This is a genomic window from Ferrovibrio sp., from assembly GCF_965278975.1.
Taxonomy (GTDB): Bacteria; Pseudomonadota; Alphaproteobacteria; order Ferrovibrionales; family Ferrovibrionaceae; genus Ferrovibrio.
The window spans coordinates 86,649-113,200 of sequence record NZ_OZ257126.1; the positions used below are offsets into that span (position 1 = coordinate 86,649).

The window sequence follows — 26,552 nt, forward strand, 5'->3', positions numbered from 1 at the left end:
CTTACTTGATCGCCTTGGCTGCCGCTTCGACTGCCTTGGCGTCGAAACGGTTGATGCCTTCCACGAACTGGTTCGTGTAGAGCGTCTTCGGGTCGATATCGTTCTGCAGCTCGCCGGTCTCGCGCATGAACTTCACGGTCTCGGCAACCATCTCATGCGGGAATTCGCCCCAGCGCTCGCCCGGATTCAGCTTCAGGAACTCAATGCGGGTGTTGAGCAGATGCAGCGCCTGCTCGAAGGCCTTCGATTCCTCGATGCCGCTCGGCTTGGTGGCCGGATAGACCTGCCAATGTGCCTTCACCGCGCCCTGCGGATTGGCGATGGCGGCCACCGAGCCTTGCGCGATGCAGCGCAGGGTCTTCTCAATCGCCTGCGGATTGCTCTTCACATAATCGTCGCGCACGAAGTAGGAGCCGCCCCAGGTCAGCTTCTCGGCTGCCGGCGTGGTGAAGCGACGCAGCTTCAGGCCAGCGTTCTCAGCGGTAGCAATCTGCGAATCCCAGGTGCCCCAGATATCGACACGGCCGGTCTGCAACGCGGTGATGGCCTGGGCGCCGACGCCGGTCTCGACGATGTTGAGGTCCTTGTCAGGATTGAGGCCGGCTTCCGAAGCCATGCCGCGGAAAACCTTCACCATCTGCGCACCATAGGAGAACACGCCCATGGTCTTGCCCTTGAAATCGGCAATGGTCTTGATCGGGCTGCTTTCCAGCACCACCGGGAACTGGAAATTCTTGCGCATGTTGACGTAGACGGCGGTGAGCGGCGCGCCCTTGCCGCGTGCGATCACGCCGGCAGCCGGACCCATATTCACCATCTGCGCCTGGCCGGAGAGCACGGCCTGCATCGCGGCGGTGGAACTGGTCGGCTGCAATTCGACATTCAGGCCTTCCTTTTCCCAGCACTTGCTGAAAATCGGATAGGAGGTGTTGTTGGCCTGCGAGGCATCGAACACGCTGGTGCCGATGGCGATGATCACCTTCTCGGCAGCCAGGGCCTGACCGCCGGCGAGTGCCAGCACTGCACCGGCGAGGCCGGCCATCATTTTCATCTTAGTCTTCATCTTGCTTTCCTCCACTTGGTTATACTCTGGTTTTTGTTGTTCATCGTGGCAGCAAATCGACCGGGGCGCCCAAATGCGCCAGGCCGTCGATCTGCAACATCTGCCCGGAAATCATCCGGCCCGCCGGACTGATCAGATATCCTACGAATTCGGCCACTTCCTCGGGCCGCGTGAGGCGGCCGAGCGGAATGCCGGCAACCAGGCGTGGCCGCGTTTCCGCACTCACCTCATCGTCAAGACCAGCGGTGGCAACACTGCCCGGCCCGATGCAATTGACCCGGATGCCCTGCTCCGCCCATTCCAGCGCCAGAGACTTGGTCAAGCCCAGTACGCCGGCACGCGCCGCCACGCCATGAGCCATGCCGATGGCACCGCGCTCGATCGGGCTGAGCGAGATATTGACGATGGCGCCGCCACTTTTCGCCAGGGCCGGCTGGAAAAGCTGGCAGAGCCGGAACACGGCAGTGAGGTTTAGATCGATCACCGAATTCCAGCCGCGCCGCGAAATCTCCGTGGCCGGAACCACAAACTGGCCGCCGGCATTGTTCACCAGCGCGGTCACGTCATGCGCCTCGCCGATAGCCTTGGCGGCCTCGGTGATCGCTGCGTCGTCGCGCACATCCAGCGGCCGCACGACATAGCGCGCGGCATCGGCGCCGGCCAATGCACCGGTTTCCTCCAGCCGCTCGGCGCGGCGGCCAATGCCGATAACGCGCGCACCAAGGCCCAGCAGCCGCAGCGCGATGGCGCGGCCAAGGCCGGAACCGGCGCCGGTGACCACCACGGTTTCGGCTTTCAGGCAGCCATCTTTCAGCACGGCGTCACTCATACCGCCGGCTCCTGGATCACGCGCTTCGACTTGTGGCTTGACCGCGACAGCGTATCCGGTGCCAGCAATTCCACTTCCGCCCGCACCTGCAGCCGCTCCTTGATCAGACTGCTCAGGCGCTGGCTGAGATCAACCGGTGCATCGGAGAGCGCTTCCACCTGCAGGCGGATACCGGTGGGGAAACCGCCGGCATCGGTCAGCTTGCCGCCGACAATGATGCGGTATTCGTCGGTGGTGCCGCTGGTGGAGCGGATCAGTTCTTCCACAGCCGAAGGGAACAGGTTCACGCCACGGATCACCAGCATGTCGTCGCCGCGGCCCAGCACGCCATTGATCAGGCGGGAATGGGTGCGGCCACAGGCGCAGGTCTCACGCCGGCGCGACACGATGTCGCCAGTCCACCAGCGCACCAGCGGGCCAGCCTGCTTGTCGAGATGGGTCAGCACCAGCACGCCGCGCTCGCCATCATTCACCGCCTTGCCGGTATCCGGATCGACGATTTCGGCATAGGCGAAATCTTCCAGCAGATGCGGGCCGGTCTGCGCCTCGCAATCCCAGCCGATGGTCTGGAATTCCAGCGAGCCATAGGCGTCGTAGCATTTCGCGCCCCACAATTCCTCGATGCGGGAGCGCGTCGCCGGGATGCTCGCGCCAGGCTCGCCGCCCACCATGATGCGCTTCACCGGCGAGGCGGCGCTGTCATAGCCAAGCTTGGCTGCGGTTTCCGCCAGATGCAGCATGAAAGAGGGCGTGCCGCAGATGATCTCGGTGCCGAATTCATAGATCGAATGCACCTGGCGCTCGGTCTCGCCGCTGCCGGCGGGAATGCAGATGGCACCGGCGCGCTGATAGCCCGCCGTGGCGCCAAGGCCGCCGACAAACCAGGTATAGGTGAACAGGCACTGGAAAACCTGGCCCGGGCGCACGCCCTGCGACCAGGCGCCGCGCGCGTAATTGTCGGCCCAGCGGGCGAGGTCCGCCTCGGTCCAGAATTGCGGCGCCGGCTTGGCCGTGGTACCGGACGAGAAATGCACCCGGCGCACCTGCTCGCGTGGCGCGGCGACGAATTCGCCCCAGGGCGGCTGGCGCTGCACGGAGGCGACATAATCGGCCTTCTTGGTCAGCGGCAGTCGCGACAAGTCATCGAAGCTCTTGAGGCTGGCGGCATCGAAGCCGATGTCCTTGAAGGCACGCTTGTAGAAGATGCTGTTGGCGCCGACATAGGCGAGCTGGCGCTTCAACGATGCCAGCTGCTCGGATTCCAGGCGATCGCGCGACCAGGTTTCGCGCTCGTCCCAGAAACGGTCGGAATACGGGCGGACGTCAGCCATGGGTCTTGCCGCCCAATCCACGGATCGCAAACGTGGCAATCTCTTCCGCCATCGCCTGCTGGCGTTCCGGCGTTTCTTCCGGGCCGGGGCGATACCAGATCGTGGTCCAGTTCAAGGCGCCGAAGAATGCCTTCACCACCATGCGGGTGTCCTGCGGCGGGATCAGGCCGGCCTGCAAGGCCTCCTCAATCGGCCCGGCGAACAAAGCTTGGTATTCATCGCGCAGTTCCAGGATGCGGGCGAGCAGCGAACGCTGCTCCGGCGTGGTCTGGCCGGCCAGGTGCATCTCAAGACCCTGCACCGCCACGCGCTGGAACGGCAACTGCGTCATGATGATCAGGATATGCGCCACCGCCATGGCATGCAGGCGCCGCAGCGGATCGCCGCCACTGGCCGCCAGCGGGCGCACCACATCGAGGTCCAGCCGCATCGCCTCGAAATGCACGTCAAAAAACAGATCCGCCTTGCTGCGGTAATAGTGATAGACGCGGCCTTTGGTCGCGTTCATCAAATCCGCCACGTCGTCGATGCTCGCCGCCGAGTAACCCTTGCGCATGAAGGCAATGGCGGCGGCCTTGAGAATCTCGGCGCGGTTCTGTTCCTCGGCGTTGGTGCCCGAGCGAATGGCGGCAACGGTCATTTGTCGTCTCCCAAGGCAGCGGCAGCGGCTGACTGGATCGCGCGCATCAGCACCAGGCGCTGGATTTCCGAGGTGCCCTCATAGATTTCCGTGGCGCGCTGGTCGCGGTAGAAACGCTCCACCGGAGTCGGGCGCACATAGCCACGGCCGCCGAATACCTGTACGCCGAGATCGACCGCCTGATGCGCCACTTCGGTGGCGAACAACTTGGTCATGGCGCCGAGATTGGCGATATCCTGGCCGGCATCGAATTGCCGCGCCGCTTCGTAGACCATCATGCGTGCCGCCGAGAGCTGCATCGCGGTATCGGCGATCTGGAAGCCAAGGCCCTGATGGCTGAGGATGGCCTGGCCGAAAGTCTGGCGCGATGCCGCGAAGGCGGTCATCTCGCGATAGGCGCCAAGCCCGATGCCGACTGACTGCGCCGCCACGGTGATGCGGCCGACATTGAGCGTTTCCAGTGCCAGGCGCAAAGCGGCGCCCGGCGCCGCGATCAGCGCCGCATCGTCCACCAGGGTATCGAAATCGATCACCGTGGTGGCGGTGCCGCGCATGCCCATCTTGTCTTCCTTGGCATGCACCTGCACGCCCGGCGCATCGGCATGCACCATATAGGCGGCGATGCCGGCGCGGCCGCTGCCCGGCCGGGTCTGGGCGAACAGCAGGTATTTCCTGGCGATGCCGCCATTACCGATCCAGCATTTGGTGCCGCGCAGGCGCCAGCCGCTGCCCTCACGGGTGGCGGTGGTAGCCATGTTGGCCGGGTCGGAGCCGGCACTGGGTTCGCTGAGCGCAAAGGAAATATAAACATCGTCGCGCACCAGCGCGGTGAGATGCTCCTGGCGCTGGGCATCGCTGCCGCCGACCAGCAGCGGATGCGCACCAAGCTGCAGGGTGGCGATGATGCCGCTGGTGGAGGCGCAATGGGCAGCGATCTCCTCGATCACGGCGCTCAGCGAGGTGAGCGAGGCACCCGCGCCGCCATAGGCCTTGGGCAGGAACATGGTGCTTATGCCAGCCTGGCGCAGCAGGGCCACATTCTCGTAGGGGAAACGCTGCTCGCGGTCGATCACCGGGGCGAGATCGGAGAAGTGATCGAGCGAGAGCCGGCGGGCCTTGGCGCGCCACTGGGCGGAATCGGCGTCTAGCTGGGGCTCCCAGATAATGGGGGTGCCGGCGGCCGCATAGGACGGCTCGCCATTCCAGCGGGAATAGCCTCGTGCTTCGGACATTTGTTTCCTCCTGGGAAAAACCTACTAGGTAGTATGTTTTTCTGCAAGTAGAATCTATGGCTTATTTCAAAGCCCTCCGCATATCGCTTTCCAAGGCGGAAAACCGCGAAGCCTTGCCGGATTGGTTTTGCATGGGAGCGCCCGCAGGCCCAGCTTGAACCGGACATGCTTGCGGACAGCCGTTTCCAGGCAAGCGGCTGCTGGCAATAGGCGGTAAGTTTTTCAGCAACTTAGCGAAACCGGCCAACGCCGTTTGCATTTGTTTGCAAACCTTGCATTTGGCGATGCGGGCCAATATCTTGCGCGCCGCTGCTGTTCCGTGCGGGTGTGGTGTAATTGGTAGCCGCGCCAGACTCAAAATCTGGTTCCGAGAGGAGTGTCGGTTCGAGTCCGACCACCCGCACCACTCATTCCCCGCACTGGCTGCCAAACCAGATAGCCCTCGGGCATGGACAAAGCCGTGACCAACGGCTACTGCCAGTGCCAATGAAAAAGCTCTACGACTGGACTATGCGCCAGGCCGCCAGCCCCAAGGCTGGCCGCTGGCTCGGCTTCATCTCCTTCCTGGAAAGCTCTGTCTTCCCGATCCCGCCAGACGTGATGCTGGTGCCGATGTGCCTGGCGCAGCGCGAGCGCGCCTTTCACTATGCCCTGATCTGCACTATCGCCTCGGTGATCGGCGGCCTGTTCGGCTACGCCATCGGTTATTTCCTGATCGAGACCCTGGGCGACATCATCATCCGCGCCTATGGCTATGGCGATAAGCTGCATGCCTTCCAGGAGGCGTATCAGGAATGGGGCGTCTGGATCATCCTGGTGAAGGGCCTGACGCCAATCCCCTACAAGCTGGTGACCATCGCCAGCGGCGCGGCGCATTTCAGCCTGCTGGCTTTCACGCTGGCTTCCATCGTCACGCGCGGCCTGCGCTTCTTCCTGATCGCCGCCCTGCTATGGCGCTTCGGCCCGCCGATCAAGGAATTCATCGAAAAGCGCCTGACGATCCTGACCTGGATCTTCTTCATCGGCCTGATTGGCGGCTTCGTCGTCGTCCGCTTCATTCTCTAGAAAAGCGAGCCCCGGGCCGGTTGCCCGGCCCGGGGCTCTTTCACTGTTGGTCAGGCTTTAGCGGCCGGGCGCGCGATGCGGACCGCCATGCATAGCGCCATGCGGGCCAGGACGGCCCAGCATCGCCATCGGCGGCAATTCGGCAAAGCGGTCGCGCTGCTCAGCGGTAAGCTGCGGCAGCAACTGCTCGACAGCACCGCGCCGCAGCTTCACGCTTTCAAGCTCGGCACTGAGGCGGTCTTCCTGACCGCGCAGACGCTGCACCGGATCGGGCTTCGCCGGTGCGGTGCCTTCCGCCTTGGCCGGCTGCGGCTGCGTGCTGCACAGAGCCTGCATCGGCCCCTGGCTGGCGCGCAATTCGCGGGCGAAGCTGTCCCACGCCGTGCGCTGGGTCGCGGTGATGCCGAGCTTGGTTTCGGCGAAGCCGAGCCAGCCGGCGAGCCAGGCCGGCGCATCGGCGCAGGCACGCTGGCGATGCATTTCCATGCGTTCGGTGCGGCTCGGGGGAGCGGCACCATCACGCGTACCAGGCGCGGCAAGCGCCGGCAGTGTGAACAGACTGACCGCCATCAGGCCGGCGGCAAGGGTTTGGGAACGAGTAAGCATGATCAACCTCCAGTGCAGGGATGCCCCAATACAAAGACGCCGCGTGGGGGGAGCGGCATCTGAGGTCAATCTAAAACAGCCCAACCCGGGCAGGATGACGGCAGCGCTACGGTTGGTAACCGACTGTTACAAAGGAATCCTTGCCCATCGCCGGCACCGCGCCATGATAAGGCCACGATTTCCCCCCCTACTGAAACCGACCCGCCATGGCCCGTAGCCCGCATATCCTCATCGTCGACGACGACCGCGAAATCCGCAGCCTGCTGCAGCATTTCCTCACCGAGCATGGCTTCCGCGTCACGCCCGCCAGCGATGGCAAGGGCATGATGGCGGCACTGAAAACCGGCCGTTTCGATCTGGTGGTGCTGGATCTCATGCTGCCAGGCGAGGACGGCCTGTCACTCTGCCGCAAGCTGCGCCAGGAAACCGCTTTGCCGGTGCTGATGCTCACCGCGATGTCGGGCGAGACCGACCGCATCCTCGGCCTGGAACTCGGCGCCGACGATTATCTCACCAAGCCGTTCAGTCCGCGCGAACTGGTGGCGCGGATCAAGGCGATCCTGCGCCGTGTCGGCCCCGGTGCCGCCAGCAGTGAAGCCGAGCGCCCGACCGCCTATGGCTTCGAGGGCTGGACACTGGAAATCGGCAAGCGCCATCTGCGTTCGGCGGAAGGTACCTTGCTGCCGCTCACCTCGGGCGAGTTCGATCTGCTGCTGGCTTTCGTCGAACATCCGCAGCGCATCCTGAGCCGCGAGCAGCTACTCGATATCACGCGCGGCCGCTCGACCTTGCTGTTCGACCGCAGCGTCGATGTGCAGGTCAGCCGCCTGCGCCGCAAGATTGAGATCGATCCGAACATGCCGGAGCTGATCAAGACCGTGCGTAGCGGCGGCTATATCTTCACCCCCGCCGTCAAGGTTTTTGCTGCCGCATGATCAACCCGTTCACGGTGCTGGCCCGGCGCCTGGGCGGCGACCGCATTGCCTGGCGCATCGCCATCACGGTGCTGCTCGGCATCATCGGCACACAGGTCGCCACCATTCTGCTGATCTACCTGGTGCTGCCCGGCGAAGCGCCGCGCCATGCCATGAGCAGCATCGTCGCCGAAATCAGCAGCGCCAGCCGCGATCCGCAGGCCGCCATCGCCAAGGGCGAGGATGGCGGCGAACTGACCTGGGAACGCGGCCGTGGCCCCCGTGAACCAGGCCCACCGGGCCCACGGGAACCAGGCGCAAAACCACGCGACATGGATCGTGGCGGGCCGCGCGAGATGGAGCGGGACGGGCCGCCGCGCCCGCCTTGGCCGTTCTCGGAACTTGAGCGCGAATTGCGCGATGCGCTTTCGGCGACGGATTACCCCGAAGTGCAGGTGCGGCCCTGGCGTCCGCGCCGCCCGCAGGGTCTCGATATTGGCCCGGGCCTCAGCATCGTGATTCCCTGGCAATCCGGCCCGCCCTCGCCCGGCCCGCTCTCGCCCAGCGAGGCTGCACAGCAGCGCGCCGAGGAAACCGCGAGCGGCGAATTGCGCCTGCCGCCGGTGTTTTCCGTGTGGCTGCGCGCCGCCGATGGGCAATGGTATGTGGCACGGCCACGCCAGGCCGAGCCGCTGGTGCCGCGCTGGCTGTTCACCACATTGTGGCTGCTGACCACGGCGGCGATCATCGCCGGGCTTACCCTGTGGACCACGGTGCGGCTGCTGCGCCCGCTGCGCGGCATGGCCGATACGGCGCGCGACTGGCAGGCGGAAGCACCGCCGCAGCTTCTGCCTGAAACCGGCCCGATGGAATTCCGCGCCATCGCCCAGGCATTGAACGGCATGCAGGGCCGGATTCATCGCTTCGTTGCCGACCGCGCCGCGCTGGTCGCCGCTTTGTCGCATGATCTGCGCACACCGCTGACCCGCCTGCGCCTGCGGCTGGAAAGTCCCGACAGCGCCGAGCGGCGCCAGCGCATGCTGGATGACCTCGGCTTCATGGAGCGGCTGACCGATCAGTTGCTCGGCTTCGCGGCGCTGGATGCGCGCGGCGAGCCGGAACAGCGCCTGGATGTGGCGGTGCTGCTGGCCAGCCTGTGCGACGACGCCGCCGATGCCGGCCATGACGCGCGCTATGACGGGCCGCTGCATGTGGTGACGCTCTGCCGCCCGACCGCGATCAAGCGCGCACTGATGAACCTGATCGACAATGCCATCAAGTATGGCGGCCAGGCGCATGTGACGCTGGCCCTGCAGCAGGACAGCCTGGTGATCCGCATCCATGATGCCGGCCCCGGCATCCCGGAAGCCGAGCAGGAGAATGTGCTGGCGCCGTTCTATCGCCTGGATGCGGCACGCGGCCAGGAAACCGGCGGCCTCGGCATGGGCCTGGCGGTGGCAGCCTCGATCCTGCGCGCCCATGCCGGGCGCCTGGCTTTCGAATATCCCGGTGCCGGTGGCTTCGACAGCGTGGTCTCCCTGCCTCTGAAACGCTGAACAGCCCCGCGACGCTGGCGCCCCGGGGCTGCACCCGTCAGGCCGCCAGCATCACGCGGCCTGGGCCTGCTTCAGGCCGGCGATGAAGCCCGCCATATGCTGCTCGATATCGCGCGGATTGGTACTGCCATCCGACGCCTCCGTGTAGCGTTTCAGTTCATCGAGAAAGAGCTTCAGGTTGTCGCTGCTGCCGGTGCTGCTGCTCGCGCTGTCGCTGGTGCTGCTGTCCGAATCATCATCGTCATCGTTCAGCGCATTCAGCATGTCGATCAGCGACTGGCCACCACCACCGCCAGCTTGCACCTGGCCGGATGCGCGGCCATAGGCGGCTGCGCCCTCGCCCGGCGGCGGTGGCGGCGGGCCGAAGCCCTGGCCCTGCATGGCGACAAGCTGCGACTGCATCTGCTCATCCAGCTTGGTAAAGCCGGTATCATACTCGGTCTGCGAGATACTGCCGTCGCCATCGCTGTCAAAATCCTTCAGCATCTGATCGGCGGAAGGGCCTTTGCCGCCGCGCGGACCGGAGACACCCTCGGCCTTGCGCTGCTCTTCCATCTTGCTGATCTGGGTTTCCAGTTCGGCCTTGCTCAGGGAGCCATCGCCATCGCTATCGGCCTCCTCGAACATTTTCTGCCGCATCTGCTTCATCATTTCGAGCGGATTGAAGCCACCCGCACTGCTGACACTTGTGACCATGTCGGTCTCCTATGGCTGATGAGGGCGGCTTGCCCCCGGCAGCAGCATTTCAAGCCACATGCCAGCCTGCGGCGCTGTAGAGCGCATTGAATCACCGAAGTAATAGTGTTGCAGAAAATCGCCCCGGCAGATTCGGCCCGGCAGCACTTGCCGGATTTGTTACCGTGATACCGCCTGCAACATATCGTCACAGTGTTGCGCAGGGCTTCCGGCGGCGTGATTCAGAGCGTAAAATACCGCCATGTTCGACCGCATCACAGCGCCGCTCGCCGGCTTGGCTTTCGCCGGCCTGAGCGCCATCACCCTCGGCGCCGCCTTCGTGGCGCAGTATGGCTTCGGCCTCGCCCCCTGCCAGCTTTGCCTGTGGCAACGCTGGCCCTATGCCGCCGCCATTGTGCTGGGCCTCGCCGCCTGGAAGTTGGAGCGTTTCCGCCCGGTGCTGCTGTGGCTGGTGGCCCTCGCCTTCGCCATCACCGCCGGCATCGGCCTGTTCCATACGGGCGTCGAACAGAAATGGTGGGCCGGACTTGAAAGCTGCGGCGGCGGCAGCACCGCCACCACCATCGAAGCCCTGCGTGCGCAGGTGCTGGCCGCGCCCATCGTGCGCTGCGACGAAGCTGCCTTCAGTTTCCTCGGCCTCAGCATGGCGGCCTGGAATGCACTATGGGGCGCGCTGCTGGCCATCCTGGCCGCGATCAAGGCGAGGCAGGCATGAACGCGCCTAAGCCGCGACTACCGGGAGATTTGAAACCCGCCGATGTGATCGAACGCATCCTGCGTGTCGACCATGCCGGCGAATACGGTGCCAAGCGCATCTATGAAGGCCAGTTGGCGGTGCTTAAGAATGCACCTTCAACGCCAACCATCCGCCATATGGCGGAGCAGGAAAAGCAGCATCTCGCTGCCTTCGACAAGCTGCTGCCGGAGCGCCGCGCGCGGCCGACCCTGCTGGGGCCGCTATGGCATGTCGCCGGCTTCGCGCTTGGCGCCGCCACCGCCCTGCTCGGCGAGAAGGCGGCAATGGCCTGCACCGAAGCAGTGGAAGAAGTGATCGACGCGCATTATTCGCGCCAGCTCGAAACCCTGGAGGCGCTGGCTGCCGAGGGCAAGGCCGAGCCTGAACTGGCGGCTTTGATCGAGCAATTCCGTGCCGAGGAAATCGAGCACCGCGACACCGCGCGCGAGGCCGGTGCCCAGGAAGCGCCGGCCTATCCGGCGCTGAGTCAGGGCGTAAAAACCGCCACCCGCGCCGCCATCTGGCTGTCGGAAAGACTCTAGCCTTACGGCTCCAGTTCGCTATCCCAGTAGAGATAGTCGCGCCAGCTTTGATGCAGGTGGTTGGGCGGGAAAGCGCGGCCATTCTGCTGCAATTCGGCCACGCTCGGCACATGCGGCGCATGGCGCGGGAACATGCGGCATTCGCGCGGCATGCGGCCGCCCTTGCGCAGATTACACGGCGCGCAGGCCGCCACCACGTTGTCCCAACGGGTGAGGCCGCCGCGCGAGCGCGGGATCACATGATCGAAGGTGAGTTCATGGCGGCTGCCGCAATACTGGCAGGCGAAGCGGTCGCGCAGGAACAGGTTGAACCGGGTGAAGGCCGGGCGCCGGGCCGGCTGGATATAGCGCTTCAGCGCCACCACGGAAGGCAGCCGCATGCGGAAGCTGGGGCTGCGGATTTCCTGGTCGTATTCCGAAAGGATGGTGACACGATCCATGCACACCGCCTTGACCACTTCCTGCCAGGGCCAGACGGACAAGGGGAAGTAGGACAGCGGTTGGTAATCCGCGTTAAGCACCAATGCCGGACAATTGTCTGGCCCCATCCTGTGATCACTCCCACTGTTGATAACAAGGGGAACACCAACTGAATGCCTAGACAATACAATATGCTGCGTTACGCCCCGGTGACAACCACCTTATTTTGTCGCGTCACCGGCCCATCGCAGCATGGGCCCATCGAGTTACAGCGTCTGGGCCAGGAAATGGCCGCCCAGGCGCAACCCTTCCGGGTCTATCGCATGTGGCACACCTAGGCTCAGATGCCAGCGCGCCGGTATATCAGCGGCGCCCAGGCCGTTGAGCGTGTCGAACAGGGCTTCCATCGGCACGACATCATCGGCCGAGCCATGCACCAGCAGCACCGGCGGCTTGCCCGAGGTCTGTAGCTTGGCCTGTTCCGGCAGCTTGGCGGCGCCAACCAGCACGCCGGAATAGCCGAGGATGGCGCCGGGCGCGGCGGCGCGGCGCAGGCCGACATGCAGCGCCATCATGGTGCCCTGACTGAAACCGACCAGGCCGAGCTTGGCCGCCGGCAGGTTATGCCGGGCGAGTTCCGCTTCGAGAAACGCCTCGATCACCGGCGCCGCCTGCTCCGCGCCCGCCAGCAGGGCTTCGTAGATACCACCGGCGCGATGCGGGTCGCGGCGCAGCATGTTCGGATCGTAGTCGTTGAGGCCGAACCATTGCCGGCCACCAAAACCGGGGCCTTGCGGCGTGCCTGGAATCAGGCTCGGCGCATTGGGCGCCACGAAAGCCGCGCCGGGCAATTCACGCCGCCAATGCGAGGCCAGTTCGATCAGATCGTTGCCGTCGGCGCCATAGCCATGCAGCAGCACGATAAGCTGCCGTGCCGGCCCCTTGGCGGGTGGCAGGCGGGGACCATCGATCAATCGTGGCGTCTGGCTCATGGCGTCACCGGTTGCTGCTTGGAAACACTATAATAGCGCCAGAGCAGCCGCGCCGCGACGCCGCGATGCGGTTTCCAGCGCGCAGCGATCTTGTCCATCTTCTTCACATCCGGCCGCTTGCGCATGTTGAACAGTCGCCTGGCCGCTTCCTGCAAGGCCACGTCATGCGCCGGCCAAATATCGGTGCGGTCGAGTGCGAACAGCAGGAAGATTTCCGCCGTCCAGCGGCCGATGCCCTTCACCGCCGTGAGCCGCGCGAAAACTTCCGCATCCTCCAAGGCCGCCAGGCTGCCGAGATCGAGGCCGCCGCCGGCAACCGCCGCGGCAATCTCGCGCAGGTAGCGCAGCTTCGGCCGGCTGAGGCCGCAGCCGAGCAAGGCCGCTTCGTCATGCGCCAGAATGTTTTCCGCCGTGAACGGCACCAGCAAGGCCTCGACGCGGCCCCAGATTGTTGCGGCGGCTGCTACCGAAACCTGCTGCTCGACGATGATGCGGCAGAGATTGGCGAGATCGGCCGGGCGGCGGCGGTCATGCACATGGCCGCAGGCTTCCAGCGCCAGGGCGAAACGCGGCTCGCGGGCGCAGAGTTCGGCCAGGGCTTTCAGCGTGCGGGTGCGCTGATCCGGTTTCGCGGCGTTGAGTGGCTTTCCTTTGGCGGCGGGCTTTGTCATAGCTTGCTCGGAGTCGCTTCTGGAGCCAGCTTGCCGATGCCCGGCGCCCCTGTCATCTCTTCCATGAACCCTGTCATCCCTTCCACTGTCGTCACGCGCTTTGCGCCAAGCCCGACCGGCTGGCTGCATGAAGGCCACGCCTATTCCGCCGGCTTCGCCTGGGCGCGGGCGCAACAGGCCGGGGGCCGCTTCCTGCTGCGCGTCGAGGATATCGACCGCACGCGCTGCCGGCCGGAATTCGATGCCGGCCTGCTGGAAGACCTCGCCTGGCTGGGCCTGCGCTGGGAAGAACCGGTGCGGCGGCAGTCGCAGCATTTCGACGGCTACCGTGCGGCTCTCAACGGCCTGTCATCACGCCGCCTGCTCTACCCCTGCTTCTGCACCCGCAAACAGGTGCTGGCCGAAATCGCCCGCATTGGCGGCGCGCCCCACGCGGAAGATGGCACCGCGATCTATCCCGGCACCTGCCGGCATCTCTCTGACGATGAACGCAGCAGCCGCATTGCCTCCGGCGAAGGCTATGCGCTGCGCCTGGACCTTGCGGCCGCCTGCGCGCTGCATCCGTCCCTGCTCTGGCATGACGAGGAACTCGGCGAACAGCAGGCGACCTATGAGGTACTGCACGCCCTGCATGGCGATGCCGTGCTGGCGCGGAAAGAAACGCCTGCGAGCTATCATCTCTGCGTCACGCTGGACGATGCCTTGCAGGGTATCACGCTGGTGACCCGCGCCGTCGATCTGCGCAGCGCCACGCCACTGCATCGCCTGCTGCAAGCCCTGTTCGACCTGCCGACTCCGGCCTATGCGCATCACCCGCTGCTGGTCGATGCCGGTGGCGAGCGCCTGGCCAAACGCCACAATGCGCCAAGCTTGCGTGAATGCCGCGCTGCCGGCGAACAGCCCGCCGCTCTCTGGCGCCGCCTCGGCTTCGATCCAGCGCTGTTCGGCTTCTAATGCCCCGCTGCGGGTTCTAGTGCATCATCATGCGAGCGCGGGTTTCATCATCCAGCAGGGCATTGAGCGCAGCCTGCCAAGGTGCCGCCGGATGGGCTTCGATCAGCGCATTCACCTGATCAATCACGCGCTGGCCGAAGGCAGAACGGGCGCAGGCAATGCCGCTGGCGATCACGGGGCGCTGGCCCAGGATCGGCAGCATGTTCAGATGCGGCGGCGGTTTGAGTGCGCGAGCCTGGGCAGCGGCCTCGAAGGGATAAAGCAGCACCCAGTCGACCCGGCTGGCGCCCAGCATCGCCACCATGGTGCTGGCACGCGGCAGCCGCATCAGCCGTTCCGGCGGCACCGGCTGCAGCAGCGCATCCAGCGCCGCGCCATAGCTGCGATTCTCGTTGATCACGCCGTCCAGCGCGGCATCACGCAGCAAGGCCGCAACATCGACGCCGGCCTGCCCGTCGCCATGCGCCTTCACCGCCGCCAGACTGTCGTCGCGCACCACCACGGCCAAACCCGGCATGCGCAGGAAATCATGCGAAAACAGGAAGCGTGCCTCACGGGCCGGGTTGCGCGCCAGGCTGGCGGTGCAGGCCTGCTGCTGCTCACCCAGCAGCCGCTCCAGCCGGGGCAGCGGCTGGAAGCGGGTCTCATGCCGATAATCAGGCAGCCGCTGCTTCAGCCAATCCAGGGCGGCATCGCCGAAGCCGGTTTCCTGTTCGACGAAAACCGGCGTCCATTGCGCCTTCAGCCACAGCAGGCTGTCAGCCGCCCGGGCAGCACCCGGCAGGATCACCAGCAGCAGGATGGCAAACAGGCGGCGCATGAAGCTCCATGGCTATGGCCCAGCCTCGACTCGGCAGCAGCGTAGGACTGACCCGTAGGCCAGGGCAATGCCGCTTACGATACAAACATGGAACGCCGTGGCCAAATGAAAAGCCGCGCCGATCCGGCGCGGCTTTTCCTGGAGAACCTACCACTTGAACAGTTTGTCGGTCGGAATGGCGTAGGTGAGCGCCAGGGTCTCGGAGCCTGGATTCGGGCTGTTGATGCCGGCATTGGAGATATGGTTGATGCTGATGCCGAGGCGCGAGCGGTCGTCAAAGCGGTAGCTCAGTTCAAGCTGCGAGCGGAACTGGATGCCGTTCGAGATATGCTTGCCGTCGCCTTCATAATAGAGGCCGGGGGCGAAGCTGGGCGTCAGCACCCAGCGGCGGCCGAAATAGAGATCGACCAGCACGCCGGCAAAGCCATGCACGGCACGGTCAGAGGTCGCCATGATGCCGCCGAAAGGCTTGAAAATCCAATATTTCTCGGCGCCGCGATACTCGATGCGGCCCTCGAATGCCTGGTCCTTCTGCTTGTTCAGATCATACCAGCCGGCCGAGAAGGCCCAGAAAGCCGGATCATCGGCCTTGGCGGTGCTGGTGCCGGCGGGCGCCATGGCCTGAGTCGACTGGGCATAGACCTGGCCCGGTTGCGGCTGTGGCCGCTGTTGCGCCTGGGCAGCACCGGCAAAGGCCAGCACCAGGAAAGCGACGAGCCATGCCCGCCGGAACGACGCCACCATCTTATTCCCCCAACTTCATGTACTTAGAACACTCACACCCCACAGGCCGGAACTCTAGCCCGCTTCCGGGCGGATTTGAAGCGGCTGCCTGTTTATCGGGCGCCGCCGCCTTGATAAGGGGGGCCAAAGCCGCTACATCCAGCCCCGAAATCCCTCTTCCCTTTGCGGGTCCCAGCCCGATTAGGCCGGCGGCCCGCATCAGCTCTCCTGGAGACGAAAGATGACGGTTCGCGTTGCCATCAATGGTTTCGGTCGCATCGGGCGCAATGTGCTGCGCGCCATTATCGAGTCCGGCCGCACGGATATCGAGGTTGTCGGCATCAACGACCTCGGCCCGGTCGAAACCAACGCGCATCTGTTCCGCTTTGACAGCGTGCATGGCCGCTTCCCCGGCACCGTGACCGTGAACGGCGACAGCATCAATGTCGGCCGTGGCCCGATCAAGGTGACCGCCGAACGCGACCCGGCCAAGCTGCCCTGGAAGGAGCTGAAGGTCGATATCGCCATGGAATGCACCGGCATCTTCACCGACAAGGAGAAGGCCGCGCTGCATCTCACCGCCGGCGCCCGCAAGGTGCTGGTTTCGGCGCCCGCCACCGGCGCCGACCTTACCGTGGTCTATGGCGTGAACCATGACCAGCTCAAGGCCGATCATACCGTGGTGTCGAACGCTTCCTGCACCACCAACTGCCTGGCGCCGGTCGCCTTCGTGCTCGATGCCGCCGTTGGCATCGAGAAGGGCTACATGACCACGATCCATGCCTATACCGGCGACCAGCCGACGCTGGACACCATGCACAAGGATCTCTATCGCGGCCGCGCCGCCGCGCTCTCGATGATCCCGACCACCACCGGCGCCGCCAAGGCCGTGGGCCTGGTGCTGCCGAACCTGAAGGGCAAGCTGGACGGTTCCTCGATCCGCGTGCCGACCCCGAATGTATCGCTGATTGACTTCAAGTTCATCTCGAAGAAGGCCACCACCGCCGAGGAAGTCAACGCCGCCATCATCGCGGCGGCCAACGGCAAGCTGAAGGGCGTGCTCGACACCAACGACCAGCCGCTGGTTTCCAGCGACTTCAACCACAATCCGGCCAGCTCCACCTTCGACCTGAAGCAGACCCAGGTAATGGAAGGCAATCTGGTGCGCGTGGTGAGCTGGTACGACAACGAGTGGGGCTTCTCCAACCGCATGTCGGATACCGCCATCGCCATGGCGAAGCTCTGAGGCCGTAAGCCCCATGGCCCGCTTCCGCACCCTGGATGACGTGGATGTAGCCGGCAAGACCGTGCTCGTCCGCGTCGACCTCAACGTTCCGATGAAGGACGGGCGCATCACCGACGATCTGCGCATCAGCCGCATCCTGCCCACCCTGCACGAGCTTTCGCGCAAGGATGCCAAGGTGGTGGTGCTGTCGCATTTCGGCCGTCCCGACGGCAAGGTGGTGCCCGAGATGAGCCTCAAGCCGGTGGCGGCGGCGCTTGCCACCGCGCTCGGCTCGGCTGTCGGCTTCGCCGAGGATTGCGTTGGCGATACCGCCAAGGCAGCGATCGAGAAGCTGCGCAAGGGCGGCATCGTGCTGCTGGAAAACACCCGCTTCCACGCGGCGGAAGAGAAGAACGATTCGGCCTTCGCCAAGATGATGGCCGATCTCGGCGATCTCTATGTGAACGACGCCTTCTCCTGCGCCCATCGCGCCCATGTCTCCACCGAGGCACTGGCGCATCTGCTGCCGGCCTGTGCCGGCCGCAACATGGAAGTGGAACTGAAGCATCTGGAAGCCGCGCTGGAAGCACCGGAGCATCCGGTGGCAGCGGTGATCGGCGGCGCCAAGGTTTCCACCAAGCTGGAACTGCTCGGCAACCTGCTCGGCAAGGTCGACAAGCTGATCATCGGCGGCGGCATGGCCAACACCTTCCTGTTTGCCCAGGGGCGCGAGATCGGCAAGAGTCTGTGCGAAAAAAACCTGGCCGACACCGCCCGCGACATCCTGCGCGATGCCGTGGTGCGCGGCTGCTCCGTGGTATTGCCCGATGATGTGGTGGTGGCGCGCGAATTCCGCGCCGGTGCCCCGAGCAAGGTGGTTTCCGCCGAACGTGTGCCAGCCGACCAGATGATCCTGGATATCGGCCCCGTGGCCGCTTCCCGGCTCGGCACCGTGCTGGCGGATTGCAAGACGCTGGTGTGGAACGGCCCGCTCGGCGCCTTCGAGACCGCGCCCTTCGATGCCGGCACCGTAATGGTGGCGCGCACGGCTGCGGCGCTCACCGCTTCCGGCCGGCTGCTCAGCGTGGCTGGTGGCGGCGATACCGTGGCTGCGCTGCGCCATGCCGGCGTGGCGGAGGAATTCTCCTACGTCTCGACGGCTGGCGGCGCCTTCCTGGAATGGCTGGAAGGCAAGGAACTGCCCGGCGTCGCGGCGCTCAAGACCGCCTGATCGCCAAGCGCATATCTACCGAAACGGCCCCGGCAAAACCGGGGCCGTTTTGTTATCGAGCCGGTGCTGACAGCGGTGCTGTCAGGGGCGCTGCCACCACGGTCTTGCAGATGCCACGGATCGCCTGCCAGTCGCCCGGCAGCAGCGGTGTGACGCCTTGCTGATGGCGGCGGAAGAAAGCCGCCCGCCCCTCGCTGCCGGGATGGGTACTGAGGAAGCCGGGTAATTTCAGCACTGCTTCGTGCTCGGCCAGGCGGTCGAAGAAACCCGCCACCTGCGCCGGATCGAAACCGGCCGCCAGCAGGCGCCGCAACGCGGCTTCATCCGCCTCGGCCTCGAATTCGCGGCTGAAGGCGCTGTCCAGCACATGCTGGAAGCCGCCAACCAGACCGACGCCGGTGATCACATCGCCCAGCAGCAGCCCGAGCATCACGCCATAGGCACTGGAACGCAGCAAGCCGGCCACATTGTGGCGCGCATTAACATGGCCCATTTCATGCGCCAGGATGCCTGCCAGCGCCTGTTCATTGAAAACATTATCCAGCAAGCCGCTGGTGATCAGAATCTGGCCGCCGGGCAGCGCGAAGGCATTCACCATCGGTGAGCGCAACACCGTCACCGTGATCGGCAGACGCATGGGCGGCGGCGCCATTTCCAGGCGCAACATCAGGCGCTGCAATGCCTCCTTGCCCTCAGGCTGCGTGCAGATGCCGCCGCGGCCGCCACGCGTCAGCAGCGGAATCACCGCCGGCAGCAGACGCTCGCCCAGCCGTGTTTCCCAACTGGTCGGCACCACCTGCGCCACTGCATTGGCCAGCAGCGGTACAGCGGCAAAGAAACCGGCCAGCAGCAGCATCACACCAAGAATACCGGCCAGCAGATAGCGCTGCGCCTTGAGCATGGCCGACACTTCCTGGCGCCGTGCCTGCAATGCCGGCACAGCAGCCAGAATGAAGCCGGCGGCTTCCGCCGACAGCCGCAGCCTCGCCGGTTCAAGCCGGCCATCCGGAGCGACCAGAGCAATGCGGAAGGAAGACGGCAATGCCGCGCCAGATGCCGCCTTGAGCGAACCATCCACCAGACGGATTCTGGCGCAGGGCCAGTTGGCGCGCTCCGCACCGCTCACAACATCCAGCAACAGCAAGGCATCGCCAGCGGGCACAACCCGCACCGCATGCGGCGCGGCGGTCTGGCCATCGAACAGAATACCTTCGATTTCCCTATCCAACGACCACGGCCCTACAAAGGTACATCGAAACTGTCGGCCAGTCCCTCGCCGCTGCGCATCTGATCCGGGGCCGCCTGCTGCGCCTGCAACGCGGCTTCCATACCGATTACGGCCACACCCAATACCACGCGCCGCAAGGCAGGCATGAACATCAGGTAGTAGTAGCCCAGGCGCAGGCCAAGCCACACCACTGGCACAAAGAGCGCGAAAACAAGCAGCAGCAGCGGCTTCGGTATGGCCGCCGCCGCCCCCATGGTCAGGAAGAACAGCATCCCAAGGATACCAATGACCACCAGCAGCCCCAGGGCACCGAGGGCAAGATTCCAGAACAGCTTTTTTACACTGAAATCCGCCTTGAAGCGCATGGGCCCAAGCCGCAGGCCGTCGATATACCAGCGCAGCCAGACAATCTGGAAATAGATGAAGAAGATCGGCAGCAGCGCGCCAGTAAATGCCAGCTTGTAGAAATGAGCCAACCGCTCCACGCCATCGGGCAAGGTAAAGAATTGATACGCTGACCAAACCGACAGACTGACCAGCACAACCCAAACCCAGGCCAACGGCCTCACCAATTGATTGGCCGTGCCGGCGAAATCGCCCTGGAAACTGCCCCAGTGGCTATGCTGCATGCGATAGCGCGCCAGATCGGCCAGGGCCCAGGGCAAGCATAAACCCAGGGTGAGAATGGCGGCCAGCAGCCACAGGGCAGAGCGCCCAAGATAGACCCAGCTTGAGCCACCCTGGCCGGCACGAATCCCGCGCCACAATGTGCGCGACAGGCGATAGCGCCGGGCACGGAACTGCGCCACGGTAATCAGCAGCGACAATAGAATGAAATAGAGGCCATCCAGCGCCGCAAGGGCTGGCACATCGCCGGCAAGGAACAATTGGACACCGGCATAAACAATTGAAACCGGAATGAAAACCGCCAGCACGATGAGGAAGCCGACAAACAGCTCGCGCCCGGTGCCGGTATATTCCAGCGGTTCATCCTGCAACCGCACCGCGCCCCAGAGATAGCGCCGCAGATTGGTACGCGCCCAGAAGCGATAGAAGCCCAGGGTCAGCAGCCCGTAGAAAAAATTGCGCAACAGCAGTTTGGTCAAACCGGGGGCAGGCTGAAAATCCAGCCGCTCGGGCCTATCCGCAGGTAATGGTTCGCTCATCCGCACCCCTCTTTATGGGTGTATTATACACGATTAGCACTATCATTTGGAGTGGTTGCGGCCAAGAAAAAAGCCCGGATGTTGCCACCCGGGCTTCTTCATTTCACAGCGAATGTACCTGGTTACGCGGCGCGGGCCTGCTCCAGGGTTACCGGCTGGCTGCCAGCCACAATCGAGATCTGGCGCGGCTTCTTGGCCTCCGGGATCTCGCGCTTCAGCTCGATATGCAGCAGGCCATCGACCAGCTGCGCGCCCACCACCTTCACGGTGTCGGCGAGATCGAAGCGGCGTTCGAAGGCACGGCGCGCGATGCCTCGGTGCAGGTAGGTGACCTCCTCAGCCGGCTGCTCGGCGCCCTGCGCCTTGGCCGAAATGGTGAGGCTGTTTTCCTTTACCGTGACGTCGAGTTCATCCTGGCGGAAGCCGGCCACCGCCATGGTGATGCGGTAGGCGTCTTCGCCACGCTTCTCGATGTTGTAGGGCGGGTAGCTGAGGCTCGATTCGTCCAGACGGCTGGCGAGATCGTACAGGCGGTTCACATGATCGAAGCCAACACTGGAGCGCAGCAGCGGGGAAATATCGAAAGCACGCATGGGTCTTGTCCTCCTTGAGCGACAACACGGGTTGCTTGCGGCCCGCCATCATGGCCAGGCCGCGGAACTATCCCGATCCACTCAAAGCGGCACCGGGATGATCTGGATGTAGGATGCCCGTTTGTGCTTTCAAGGGGCCGCTTCAGGCGGCCGCCGCCTGATTTGCTCAGCGGGTGATTGCGATGGGCTGCCAGCGGAAGTCGGTCAGCCGCTTGCCGCCGAGTTGCTGCACGATGTGTTTCGGGCCGACGAATTGCGGCGCCAGATTCATCGACTGATAGGCCAGCACCAGCAGGGAATTGCCGAAATATGGCTGCAGGGCCTTGAAGGAGCGTTGCGCCATCTCGGCGGTGGCGACGGCGCTTTCCGCGACAAGGACGATGGTCACCACCTCGCTGCCGAGGGTGAACGACGTCGCCTGGTAAACCTGCCCCATTGGCCGGCAGCTCCCTAGAAACAATACAGGCGGCCCGAGTATCGGACCGCCTGTAATACTAGCACCGCCTGTGAAGGGCGGAAAAGCGTTACTTCTTGAGGCCGAAACCGGCGAAACGCTTGTTGAACTTGGCAACCTGGCCGCCAGCCTCGTTGAGGCGGGCCGGGCCGCCGGTCCAGGCCGGATGCGACTTCGAGTCGATGTCCAGCGCCAGGGTATCGCCCGCCTTGCCGTAGGTGGAACGGGTCGAATACACGGTGCCGTCGGTCATCTGCACCTTGATTTCGTGGTAATCGGGATGGATATCCGGCTTCATGGTCTTGTCTCCTGGCGGCCTGGACATGCCCGGGCCGGCCTCAAAAATCCGCAATGGCGGCGGGTTATAGCCAAAGCAGGCGCTCTTCGCAAGCCCGGAAAGCCCCTTATGGCTCCCCTGCGACCTTGGGAACCGCCCCCTGTCGCTGGGCAGGAACCGGCCCGGCTGGTATACCCCTTGCCGTCATGACCGCGACCCGCCCGAGCCCTGCCCGAGATGCCACTGCCGGCGGCAGCAAATCCGCCCGGCCGCCGCTCAAGCCCTTGACCCTGCTGCTGGGTTTCCTGCGGCCCTACCGCTGGGTGGCGGTACTGGCCGGCGTCGCCCTGGTTGTGGCCGCGCTGGCGGTGCTGGGCATCGGCCAAGCGATCCGCCGGGTCATCGATGTCGGCTTCGGTGCCGGCATGCCGAACTTGGCCAGTCCCGGCGACAGCCACTTCCTCGATCTCTATTTCGGCGCCCTGTTCGGCGTGGTGGCAGTGCTGGCGGTGGCGACCTATGCCCGCTTCTACTGCGTCACCTGGCTCGGCGAACGTATCGTCGCCGATATCCGCCAGGCGGTGTTCAGCCATGTGCTGAAGCTCTCGCCGGCCTTCTTCGAGACCACCCGCACCGGCGAAGTGCTCTCGCGCCTCACCACCGATACCGAACTGATTCAGACCCTGGTCGGCTCCTCGGTCTCGGTGGCGCTGCGCAACGTGCTGCTGTTCCTCGGCAGTGCCGTGCTGCTGCTGATCACCTCGCCGCATCTCACCCTGCTGGTGGCCGTGGTGATTCCTTTCGTGGTGCTGCCGATCGTGTTCTTCGGGCGCCGGCTGCGCGCATTGTCGCGCCAGAGCCAGGACCGCGTTGCCGATCTTTCCGCCCAGGCCAGTGAAACCCTCAACGCCATCGGCACCGTGCAGGCTTATACGGCGGAAAGCCGCGAGGGCCGCCGCTTCCGCGGCAATGCCGAATCCGCCTTCAATACCGCCGTGCGCCGCACCCGGGCACGCGCCACCCTCACCGCCCTGGTAATGCTGCTGGTGTTCGGCGCCGTGAACGGCGTGATGTGGATCGGCGGCAAGGCTGTGTTCGCTGGCGAGATGTCGGGCGGCGAACTCTCGGCTTTCGTCTTCTATGCCGTGATCGGCGCCTCATCCGTCGGCGCGCTGTCGGAAGTCTGGAGCGACGTGCAGCGCGCCGCCGGGGCCGCCGAGCGCCTGATGCAGCTGCTGGCCACCGAGCCGGGCATCCAGGCGCCGCCGCAGCCGCTGGCCCTGCCGGCCAAGCCGGAAGGCCGCGTCGAATTCGCCGAGCTGGGCTTCACCTACCCGGCGCGGCCCAACATGCCGGCCATCGACAACCTGTCGCTGGAGATCAAAGCCGGCGAGACGGTGGCGATTGTCGGTCCCTCGGGCGCCGGCAAGACCACGCTGTTCCAGTTGCTGTTGCGCTTCTACGACCCGCAATTCGGCGAAGTGCGCGTCGATGGCATGCCGATCCGCCACCTCGATCCGGTGGCCTTGCGCCAGCATATCGCGCTGGTGGCGCAGGATCCGGTGATCTTCGGTGCCAGCGTGGCGGAGAATATCCGCTATGGCCGGCCCGGTGCCAGCGACGCGGAACTGCGCCAGGCCGCCGAGGCTGCCGCCGCCCATGGCTTCATCTCTGCCCTGCCGCAAGGCTACGATACTTATCTGGGCGAGCGTGGCGTGCGGCTTTCCGGTGGCCAGCGCCAGCGCATTGCCATTGCCCGCGCACTGCTGCGTGACCCGCCGATCCTGCTGCTGGACGAAGCCACCTCGTCGCTGGATGCCGAATCCGAGCGCAAGGTGCAGAAGGCGCTGGAGCATCTGATGCGCGGCCGCACTACCCTGGTGATCGCGCATCGCCTGGCCACCGTGCAGAAGGCAGACCGCATCGTGGTGATGGACAAGGGCCGTATCGTTGCCGCCGGGCGGCATGAGACGCTGATGCGCGAGGATGGCCTCTACGCGCGACTGGCGCGGCTGCAATTCATGCAGGCGGATATCGATGGCAGCGAAGCCGCCAGCTAAGCCGCGCCCGCGCGCGACGGCCACGACCCAGCCCACCCGGCGCGGGCCACGCATGAAAATGTGGTGGAGCTTCCTGGCCGCCTCGCTGGTCGCCTATGGCGTTTACACCGTATGGCTTGGCGGCGCCTACCGCAGCGCCGAACCCTTCGCGGCCGGACAATGCACGGCGGTCGATGCGCCGGCCGGCCCGGAAGACATTCTGATCCTGCCCGATGGCAGCGGCGCTATTGTATCGGCACAGGACCGCCGCAACCGCTCTAGCCGTGGTGGCCTGTGGTTCTACGACCTGAGCGGCGGCACGCCCGGCAAGCTGACCGAGATGGCGGTGCCGGAACAGATGCCGTTCCACCCGCGCGGCATCGCGCTGCATGCGCCCGGCAACGGCGACTGGGTGCTGCAGGTGATCAACCAGCGCAGCGCCGACCGCAACACGGTGGAATTCTTCGCGCTCGAAGCCGGCAAACTGAAACACCTGGGCAGCGTCGGCAGCGACCTGTTCGTCAGCCCGAACGGCATCGTCGCCACCGGGCCGCAGAGCTTCTATCTTACCAACGACCGTGGTTCCGGCCCGCGCTGGATGCATGCGGCAGAAAACATCCTGCAACTTTCGCGCTCCAACGTGATCTACCACGACCAGCGCGGCACCAAGCCGGTGGCCGAGGATATCGCCTTCGCCAATGGCATTGCCTTGACACCGGACGGCCTTACCGCCCTGGTCGGCTCGACGCTGTGGCGCATGATCCTGTCCTTTGATCGCGAACCGGCCAGCGGCCTGCTCAAGCGCACCGGCTCGCTGGCTTTACCCGGTGGCGTGGATAATATCCGCATCGATTCCGATGGCGCTGTCTGGGCAGCCCTGCATGTCAATTCCTTCGCCTTCATCGGCCATGCCCGCGATGCGCAGAAGGAAAGCCCCAGCCTGGTGGTACGGGTTGACCGCGATGGCCGTGGCGCCACGCGTATCGCGGAAGCCTTCGGCGATCCCGGCAGCCTGCTTTCCGGCGCCAGCGTGGCGGCGCATCACAAGGGGCGGCTGCTGATCGGCGCCACCTTCCAGCCGCGCATCATGGATTGCCGCATCGACCCGGCGAAACTGAAAGAGATCGAGCCTTAAACGCTCTGCTCAGCCGCGCTTGGCTCAGGCGCGCTTGCGCGCCATGCCCATCAGGATGAAGGCCAGCACCGCGAAGCCGAGTGCCGGCAACGCCAGATTCCACAGCGTGTAATCCCAGTTCAGGCCGCAGGTGAAATCGCCATCGCCCCGGCCCATCTGGATCGGCAGGGTGCCGCCCTGGCCGGCCACGCGGGTACACATGCCCTGCGGCTCGTTGCCATGGGTGCGCAGCAGCAGCACGGCATAGATCGCCACCGGCAGGCCGATGCCATAGACAAGGCTGGCGACAAGGCGGCCCGGCAGGGAAAGCGGTGCGATCAGGTTCAGCATGGCGGGGTTTTTAGCGCTCCGTCAGCTTCAATTCAATGCGCCGGTTGCGCCGCAGGGCAATCTCGTCGTTGCGCTCGTCCAGCGGCTGGAATTCGCCGAAGCCGGCCGCCGCCAGGCGCTGCGCCGGCACACCCTGGGCAATCAGGAATTTGGTAACCGAAATGGCGCGTGCCGCCGACAATTCCCAGTTGGAGGGGAATTGCGGCGTATTGATCGGCACACGGTCGGTATGGCCATCGACCCGCAGCACCCAGGGCAGGTCGGCGGGAATCTTCTTGGAAATATCGATCAGGGTGCGGGCAAGCTGGCCCATCTGCTCGCGGCCCTGCGGATTGAGTTCAGCCGAGCCCGAGGTGAACAGCACTTCCGACTGGAACACGAAGCGGTCGCCGACGATCTGGATATCCTTGCGATCGCCGAGCGCCTGGCGCAGACGGCCGAAGAATTCCGAGCGGTAGTTCATCAGGTCGTCGACCTTGCGCGCCAGGGCGGCATTGAGCCGCTTGCCGAGGTCGACCACCTGCGCCTGGCTCTGCTTTTCCTTCTCCTCGCTCTCGCGCAGGATACGGTCGATCTGCGCCAGTTGCTCGCGCAGTGCCAGGATCTGGCGGTTCAGCAGGTCGATCTGGCTGCGTGCATCGGCGGAAGCGCGGCGCTCGGCTTCCAGCGCCGCAGCACCAGAGACCAGCTTGCCATCCAGATCAACCACGATCTGCTTCTGCTCGTTCAACTGCTTCTCGGCTTCGTCATGGCGCGCCTGGGCATCGTTGAGCGCGGCGGCAAGCTGGTCGCGTTCGGCGATACTGGCGGCCAGCGTCGCCTGCAACTGGCCAAGGTTGGTACGCAGGTCGCTGCTGGTTTTCTTCTCCAGCGACAACTGCTCCACCAGGCGGGCAAGATCGCCGCGCAAGGCATCAATCGCCTTGTCCTTGCCGGAAATCGCATTGGCAAGGAAAAACTGTGCCAGGATGAACACCGCCAGCACGAAGACAATGACCATCATCAGGGTCGAGAGCACATCGACATAGCCAGGCCAGGGGTTGGCCACCCCATTCTCGCCCCGGCGCCAGGCGCGGCTTGCCAT

The 26,552-nt window shown here is 64.9% G+C and carries 29 protein-coding genes and 1 tRNA gene; 11 read left to right on the plus strand and 19 right to left on the minus strand.

What is annotated here, in order from left to right:
- Position 1: 1 nt before the first annotated feature.
- The 5 genes from ACQY7X_RS00430 to ACQY7X_RS00450 are packed head-to-tail and all read right to left on the minus strand — an operon-like array spanning position 2 to position 5,095.
- Positions 2-1,063: an ABC transporter substrate-binding protein gene (locus ACQY7X_RS00430; RefSeq protein ID WP_428247864.1), complete on the minus strand. Its 1,062-nt coding sequence runs from the start codon at positions 1,061-1,063 to the stop codon at positions 2-4.
- A gap of 40 nt (positions 1,064-1,103) precedes the next feature.
- Positions 1,104-1,892 carry an SDR family NAD(P)-dependent oxidoreductase gene (locus ACQY7X_RS00435; RefSeq protein ID WP_428247865.1) on the minus strand — a complete coding sequence of 263 codons (789 nt, stop codon included), beginning with the start codon at positions 1,890-1,892 and terminating at the stop codon, positions 1,104-1,106.
- Complete coding sequence (locus tag ACQY7X_RS00440) at positions 1,889-3,223, minus strand: phenylacetate--CoA ligase family protein (RefSeq protein WP_428247866.1); 1,335 nt, start codon at positions 3,221-3,223, stop codon at positions 1,889-1,891. The genes ACQY7X_RS00435 and ACQY7X_RS00440 overlap by 4 nt, the downstream gene beginning before the upstream one ends.
- A complete protein-coding gene (locus ACQY7X_RS00445) occupies positions 3,216-3,863 on the minus strand; it encodes a TetR/AcrR family transcriptional regulator (protein WP_428247867.1) in 648 nt (215 codons plus the stop codon). The genes ACQY7X_RS00440 and ACQY7X_RS00445 overlap by 8 nt, the downstream gene beginning before the upstream one ends.
- On the minus strand, positions 3,860-5,095 hold the full coding sequence (locus tag ACQY7X_RS00450; protein ID WP_428247868.1) for an acyl-CoA dehydrogenase family protein: 1,236 nt from the start codon (positions 5,093-5,095) through the stop codon (positions 3,860-3,862). The genes ACQY7X_RS00445 and ACQY7X_RS00450 overlap by 4 nt, the downstream gene beginning before the upstream one ends.
- Before the next feature lie 321 nt (positions 5,096-5,416).
- Between ACQY7X_RS00450 and ACQY7X_RS00455 the strand changes: the two genes are divergently transcribed.
- Positions 5,417-5,501: transfer RNA gene (locus tag ACQY7X_RS00455), tRNA-Leu, on the plus strand.
- Between the two features lie 80 nt (positions 5,502-5,581).
- Entirely contained in the window at positions 5,582-6,160 is a 579-nt protein-coding gene (locus ACQY7X_RS00460; RefSeq protein WP_428247869.1) for a YqaA family protein, read from the plus strand.
- 57 nt (positions 6,161-6,217) lie between these two features.
- On the opposite strand, the gene ACQY7X_RS00465 is transcribed toward ACQY7X_RS00460, so the two are convergent.
- On the minus strand, positions 6,218-6,766 hold the full coding sequence (locus ACQY7X_RS00465; RefSeq protein WP_428247870.1) for a Spy/CpxP family protein refolding chaperone: 549 nt from the start codon (positions 6,764-6,766) through the stop codon (positions 6,218-6,220).
- Positions 6,767-6,972: 206 nt separating this feature from the next.
- On the opposite strand from ACQY7X_RS00465, the gene ACQY7X_RS00470 reads away from it, so the two are divergent.
- The gene (locus ACQY7X_RS00470) at positions 6,973-7,701 is read left to right on the plus strand and encodes a response regulator (RefSeq protein WP_428247871.1); all 729 of its coding nucleotides are present in this window, start codon (positions 6,973-6,975) and stop codon (positions 7,699-7,701) included.
- Positions 7,698-9,236, plus strand: a complete 1,539-nt coding sequence (locus ACQY7X_RS00475; RefSeq protein WP_428247872.1) for a HAMP domain-containing sensor histidine kinase — start codon at positions 7,698-7,700, stop codon at positions 9,234-9,236. Before ACQY7X_RS00470 ends, ACQY7X_RS00475 begins: the two co-directional genes overlap by 4 nt.
- Positions 9,237-9,287: 51 nt before the next feature.
- Here the strand turns inward: ACQY7X_RS00475 and ACQY7X_RS00480 are convergent, their stop codons facing one another.
- A complete protein-coding gene (locus ACQY7X_RS00480) occupies positions 9,288-9,932 on the minus strand; it encodes an EF-hand domain-containing protein (protein WP_428247873.1) in 645 nt (214 codons plus the stop codon).
- 241 nt (positions 9,933-10,173) lie between these two features.
- Here ACQY7X_RS00480 and ACQY7X_RS00485 point away from each other — a divergent pair, with 241 nt between their 5' ends.
- Both ACQY7X_RS00485 and ACQY7X_RS00490 read left to right on the plus strand, forming a co-directional pair.
- On the plus strand, positions 10,174-10,647 hold the full coding sequence (locus tag ACQY7X_RS00485; RefSeq protein ID WP_428247874.1) for a disulfide bond formation protein B: 474 nt from the start codon (positions 10,174-10,176) through the stop codon (positions 10,645-10,647).
- 29 nt (positions 10,648-10,676) lie between these two features.
- The gene (locus ACQY7X_RS00490) at positions 10,677-11,210 is read left to right on the plus strand and encodes a demethoxyubiquinone hydroxylase family protein (RefSeq protein ID WP_428247875.1); all 534 of its coding nucleotides are present in this window, start codon (positions 10,677-10,679) and stop codon (positions 11,208-11,210) included.
- A gap of 2 nt (positions 11,211-11,212) precedes the next feature.
- Here ACQY7X_RS00490 and ACQY7X_RS00495 read toward each other — a convergent pair whose 3' ends face one another.
- The 3 genes from ACQY7X_RS00495 to ACQY7X_RS00505 all read right to left on the minus strand — a co-directional run bounded on the left by ACQY7X_RS00495 (position 11,213) and on the right by ACQY7X_RS00505 (position 13,293).
- On the minus strand, positions 11,213-11,758 hold the full coding sequence (locus ACQY7X_RS00495) for an HNH endonuclease (protein ID WP_428247876.1): 546 nt from the start codon (positions 11,756-11,758) through the stop codon (positions 11,213-11,215).
- 138 nt (positions 11,759-11,896) lie between these two features.
- The gene (locus ACQY7X_RS00500) at positions 11,897-12,622 is read right to left on the minus strand and encodes an alpha/beta hydrolase (protein ID WP_428247877.1); all 726 of its coding nucleotides are present in this window, start codon (positions 12,620-12,622) and stop codon (positions 11,897-11,899) included.
- Complete coding sequence (locus ACQY7X_RS00505) at positions 12,619-13,293, minus strand: DNA-3-methyladenine glycosylase family protein (RefSeq protein ID WP_428247878.1); 675 nt, start codon at positions 13,291-13,293, stop codon at positions 12,619-12,621. Before ACQY7X_RS00505 ends, ACQY7X_RS00500 begins: the two co-directional genes overlap by 4 nt.
- Positions 13,294-13,356: 63 nt before the next feature.
- Here ACQY7X_RS00505 and gluQRS point away from each other — a divergent pair, with 63 nt between their 5' ends.
- Positions 13,357-14,247 carry a tRNA glutamyl-Q(34) synthetase GluQRS gene (gene gluQRS, locus ACQY7X_RS00510; RefSeq protein WP_428247879.1) on the plus strand — a complete coding sequence of 297 codons (891 nt, stop codon included), beginning with the start codon at positions 13,357-13,359 and terminating at the stop codon, positions 14,245-14,247.
- Between the two features lie 16 nt (positions 14,248-14,263).
- On the opposite strand, the gene ACQY7X_RS00515 is transcribed toward gluQRS, so the two are convergent.
- Complete coding sequence (locus ACQY7X_RS00515; protein ID WP_428247880.1) at positions 14,264-15,067, minus strand: hypothetical protein; 804 nt, start codon at positions 15,065-15,067, stop codon at positions 14,264-14,266.
- 147 nt (positions 15,068-15,214) lie between these two features.
- Positions 15,215-15,811: an acyloxyacyl hydrolase gene (locus ACQY7X_RS00520; protein WP_428247881.1), complete on the minus strand. Its 597-nt coding sequence runs from the start codon at positions 15,809-15,811 to the stop codon at positions 15,215-15,217.
- A gap of 220 nt (positions 15,812-16,031) precedes the next feature.
- On the opposite strand from ACQY7X_RS00520, the gene gap reads away from it, so the two are divergent.
- A complete protein-coding gene (gene gap / locus ACQY7X_RS00525; RefSeq protein ID WP_428247882.1) occupies positions 16,032-17,036 on the plus strand; it encodes a type I glyceraldehyde-3-phosphate dehydrogenase in 1,005 nt (334 codons plus the stop codon).
- 13 nt (positions 17,037-17,049) lie between these two features.
- Positions 17,050-18,246 (plus strand): phosphoglycerate kinase, encoded by a 1,197-nt coding sequence (locus ACQY7X_RS00530; protein WP_428247883.1) that lies wholly within the window; start codon positions 17,050-17,052, stop codon positions 18,244-18,246.
- A 52-nt stretch (positions 18,247-18,298) separates the two neighbouring features.
- Here ACQY7X_RS00530 and ACQY7X_RS00535 read toward each other — a convergent pair whose 3' ends face one another.
- The 5 genes from ACQY7X_RS00535 to rpmE form a co-directional block, all read right to left on the minus strand.
- Positions 18,299-19,474 carry a M48 family metallopeptidase gene (locus tag ACQY7X_RS00535; protein WP_428247884.1) on the minus strand — a complete coding sequence of 392 codons (1,176 nt, stop codon included), beginning with the start codon at positions 19,472-19,474 and terminating at the stop codon, positions 18,299-18,301.
- Positions 19,475-19,485: 11 nt separating this feature from the next.
- Positions 19,486-20,640 carry a DUF898 family protein gene (locus ACQY7X_RS00540; RefSeq protein WP_428247885.1) on the minus strand — a complete coding sequence of 385 codons (1,155 nt, stop codon included), beginning with the start codon at positions 20,638-20,640 and terminating at the stop codon, positions 19,486-19,488.
- Positions 20,641-20,762: 122 nt separating this feature from the next.
- On the minus strand, positions 20,763-21,233 hold the full coding sequence (locus ACQY7X_RS00545) for an Hsp20 family protein (protein WP_428247886.1): 471 nt from the start codon (positions 21,231-21,233) through the stop codon (positions 20,763-20,765).
- A gap of 166 nt (positions 21,234-21,399) precedes the next feature.
- Positions 21,400-21,669 (minus strand): hypothetical protein, encoded by a 270-nt coding sequence (locus tag ACQY7X_RS00550; RefSeq protein ID WP_428247887.1) that lies wholly within the window; start codon positions 21,667-21,669, stop codon positions 21,400-21,402.
- Positions 21,670-21,757: 88 nt separating this feature from the next.
- A complete protein-coding gene (rpmE, locus tag ACQY7X_RS00555; RefSeq protein ID WP_428247888.1) occupies positions 21,758-21,985 on the minus strand; it encodes a 50S ribosomal protein L31 in 228 nt (75 codons plus the stop codon).
- Positions 21,986-22,170: 185 nt separating this feature from the next.
- Here rpmE and ACQY7X_RS00560 point away from each other — a divergent pair, with 185 nt between their 5' ends.
- Positions 22,171-24,024: an ABC transporter transmembrane domain-containing protein gene (locus ACQY7X_RS00560; RefSeq protein WP_428247889.1), complete on the plus strand. Its 1,854-nt coding sequence runs from the start codon at positions 22,171-22,173 to the stop codon at positions 24,022-24,024.
- Positions 24,002-25,138 (plus strand): strictosidine synthase family protein, encoded by a 1,137-nt coding sequence (locus ACQY7X_RS00565; RefSeq protein ID WP_428247890.1) that lies wholly within the window; start codon positions 24,002-24,004, stop codon positions 25,136-25,138. Before ACQY7X_RS00560 ends, ACQY7X_RS00565 begins: the two co-directional genes overlap by 23 nt.
- 24 nt (positions 25,139-25,162) lie before the next feature.
- Here the strand turns inward: ACQY7X_RS00565 and ACQY7X_RS00570 are convergent, their stop codons facing one another.
- On the minus strand, positions 25,163-25,468 hold the full coding sequence (locus tag ACQY7X_RS00570; RefSeq protein WP_428247891.1) for a hypothetical protein: 306 nt from the start codon (positions 25,466-25,468) through the stop codon (positions 25,163-25,165).
- A gap of 10 nt (positions 25,469-25,478) precedes the next feature.
- A complete protein-coding gene (locus tag ACQY7X_RS00575) occupies positions 25,479-26,552 on the minus strand; it encodes a peptidoglycan -binding protein (protein WP_428247892.1) in 1,074 nt (357 codons plus the stop codon).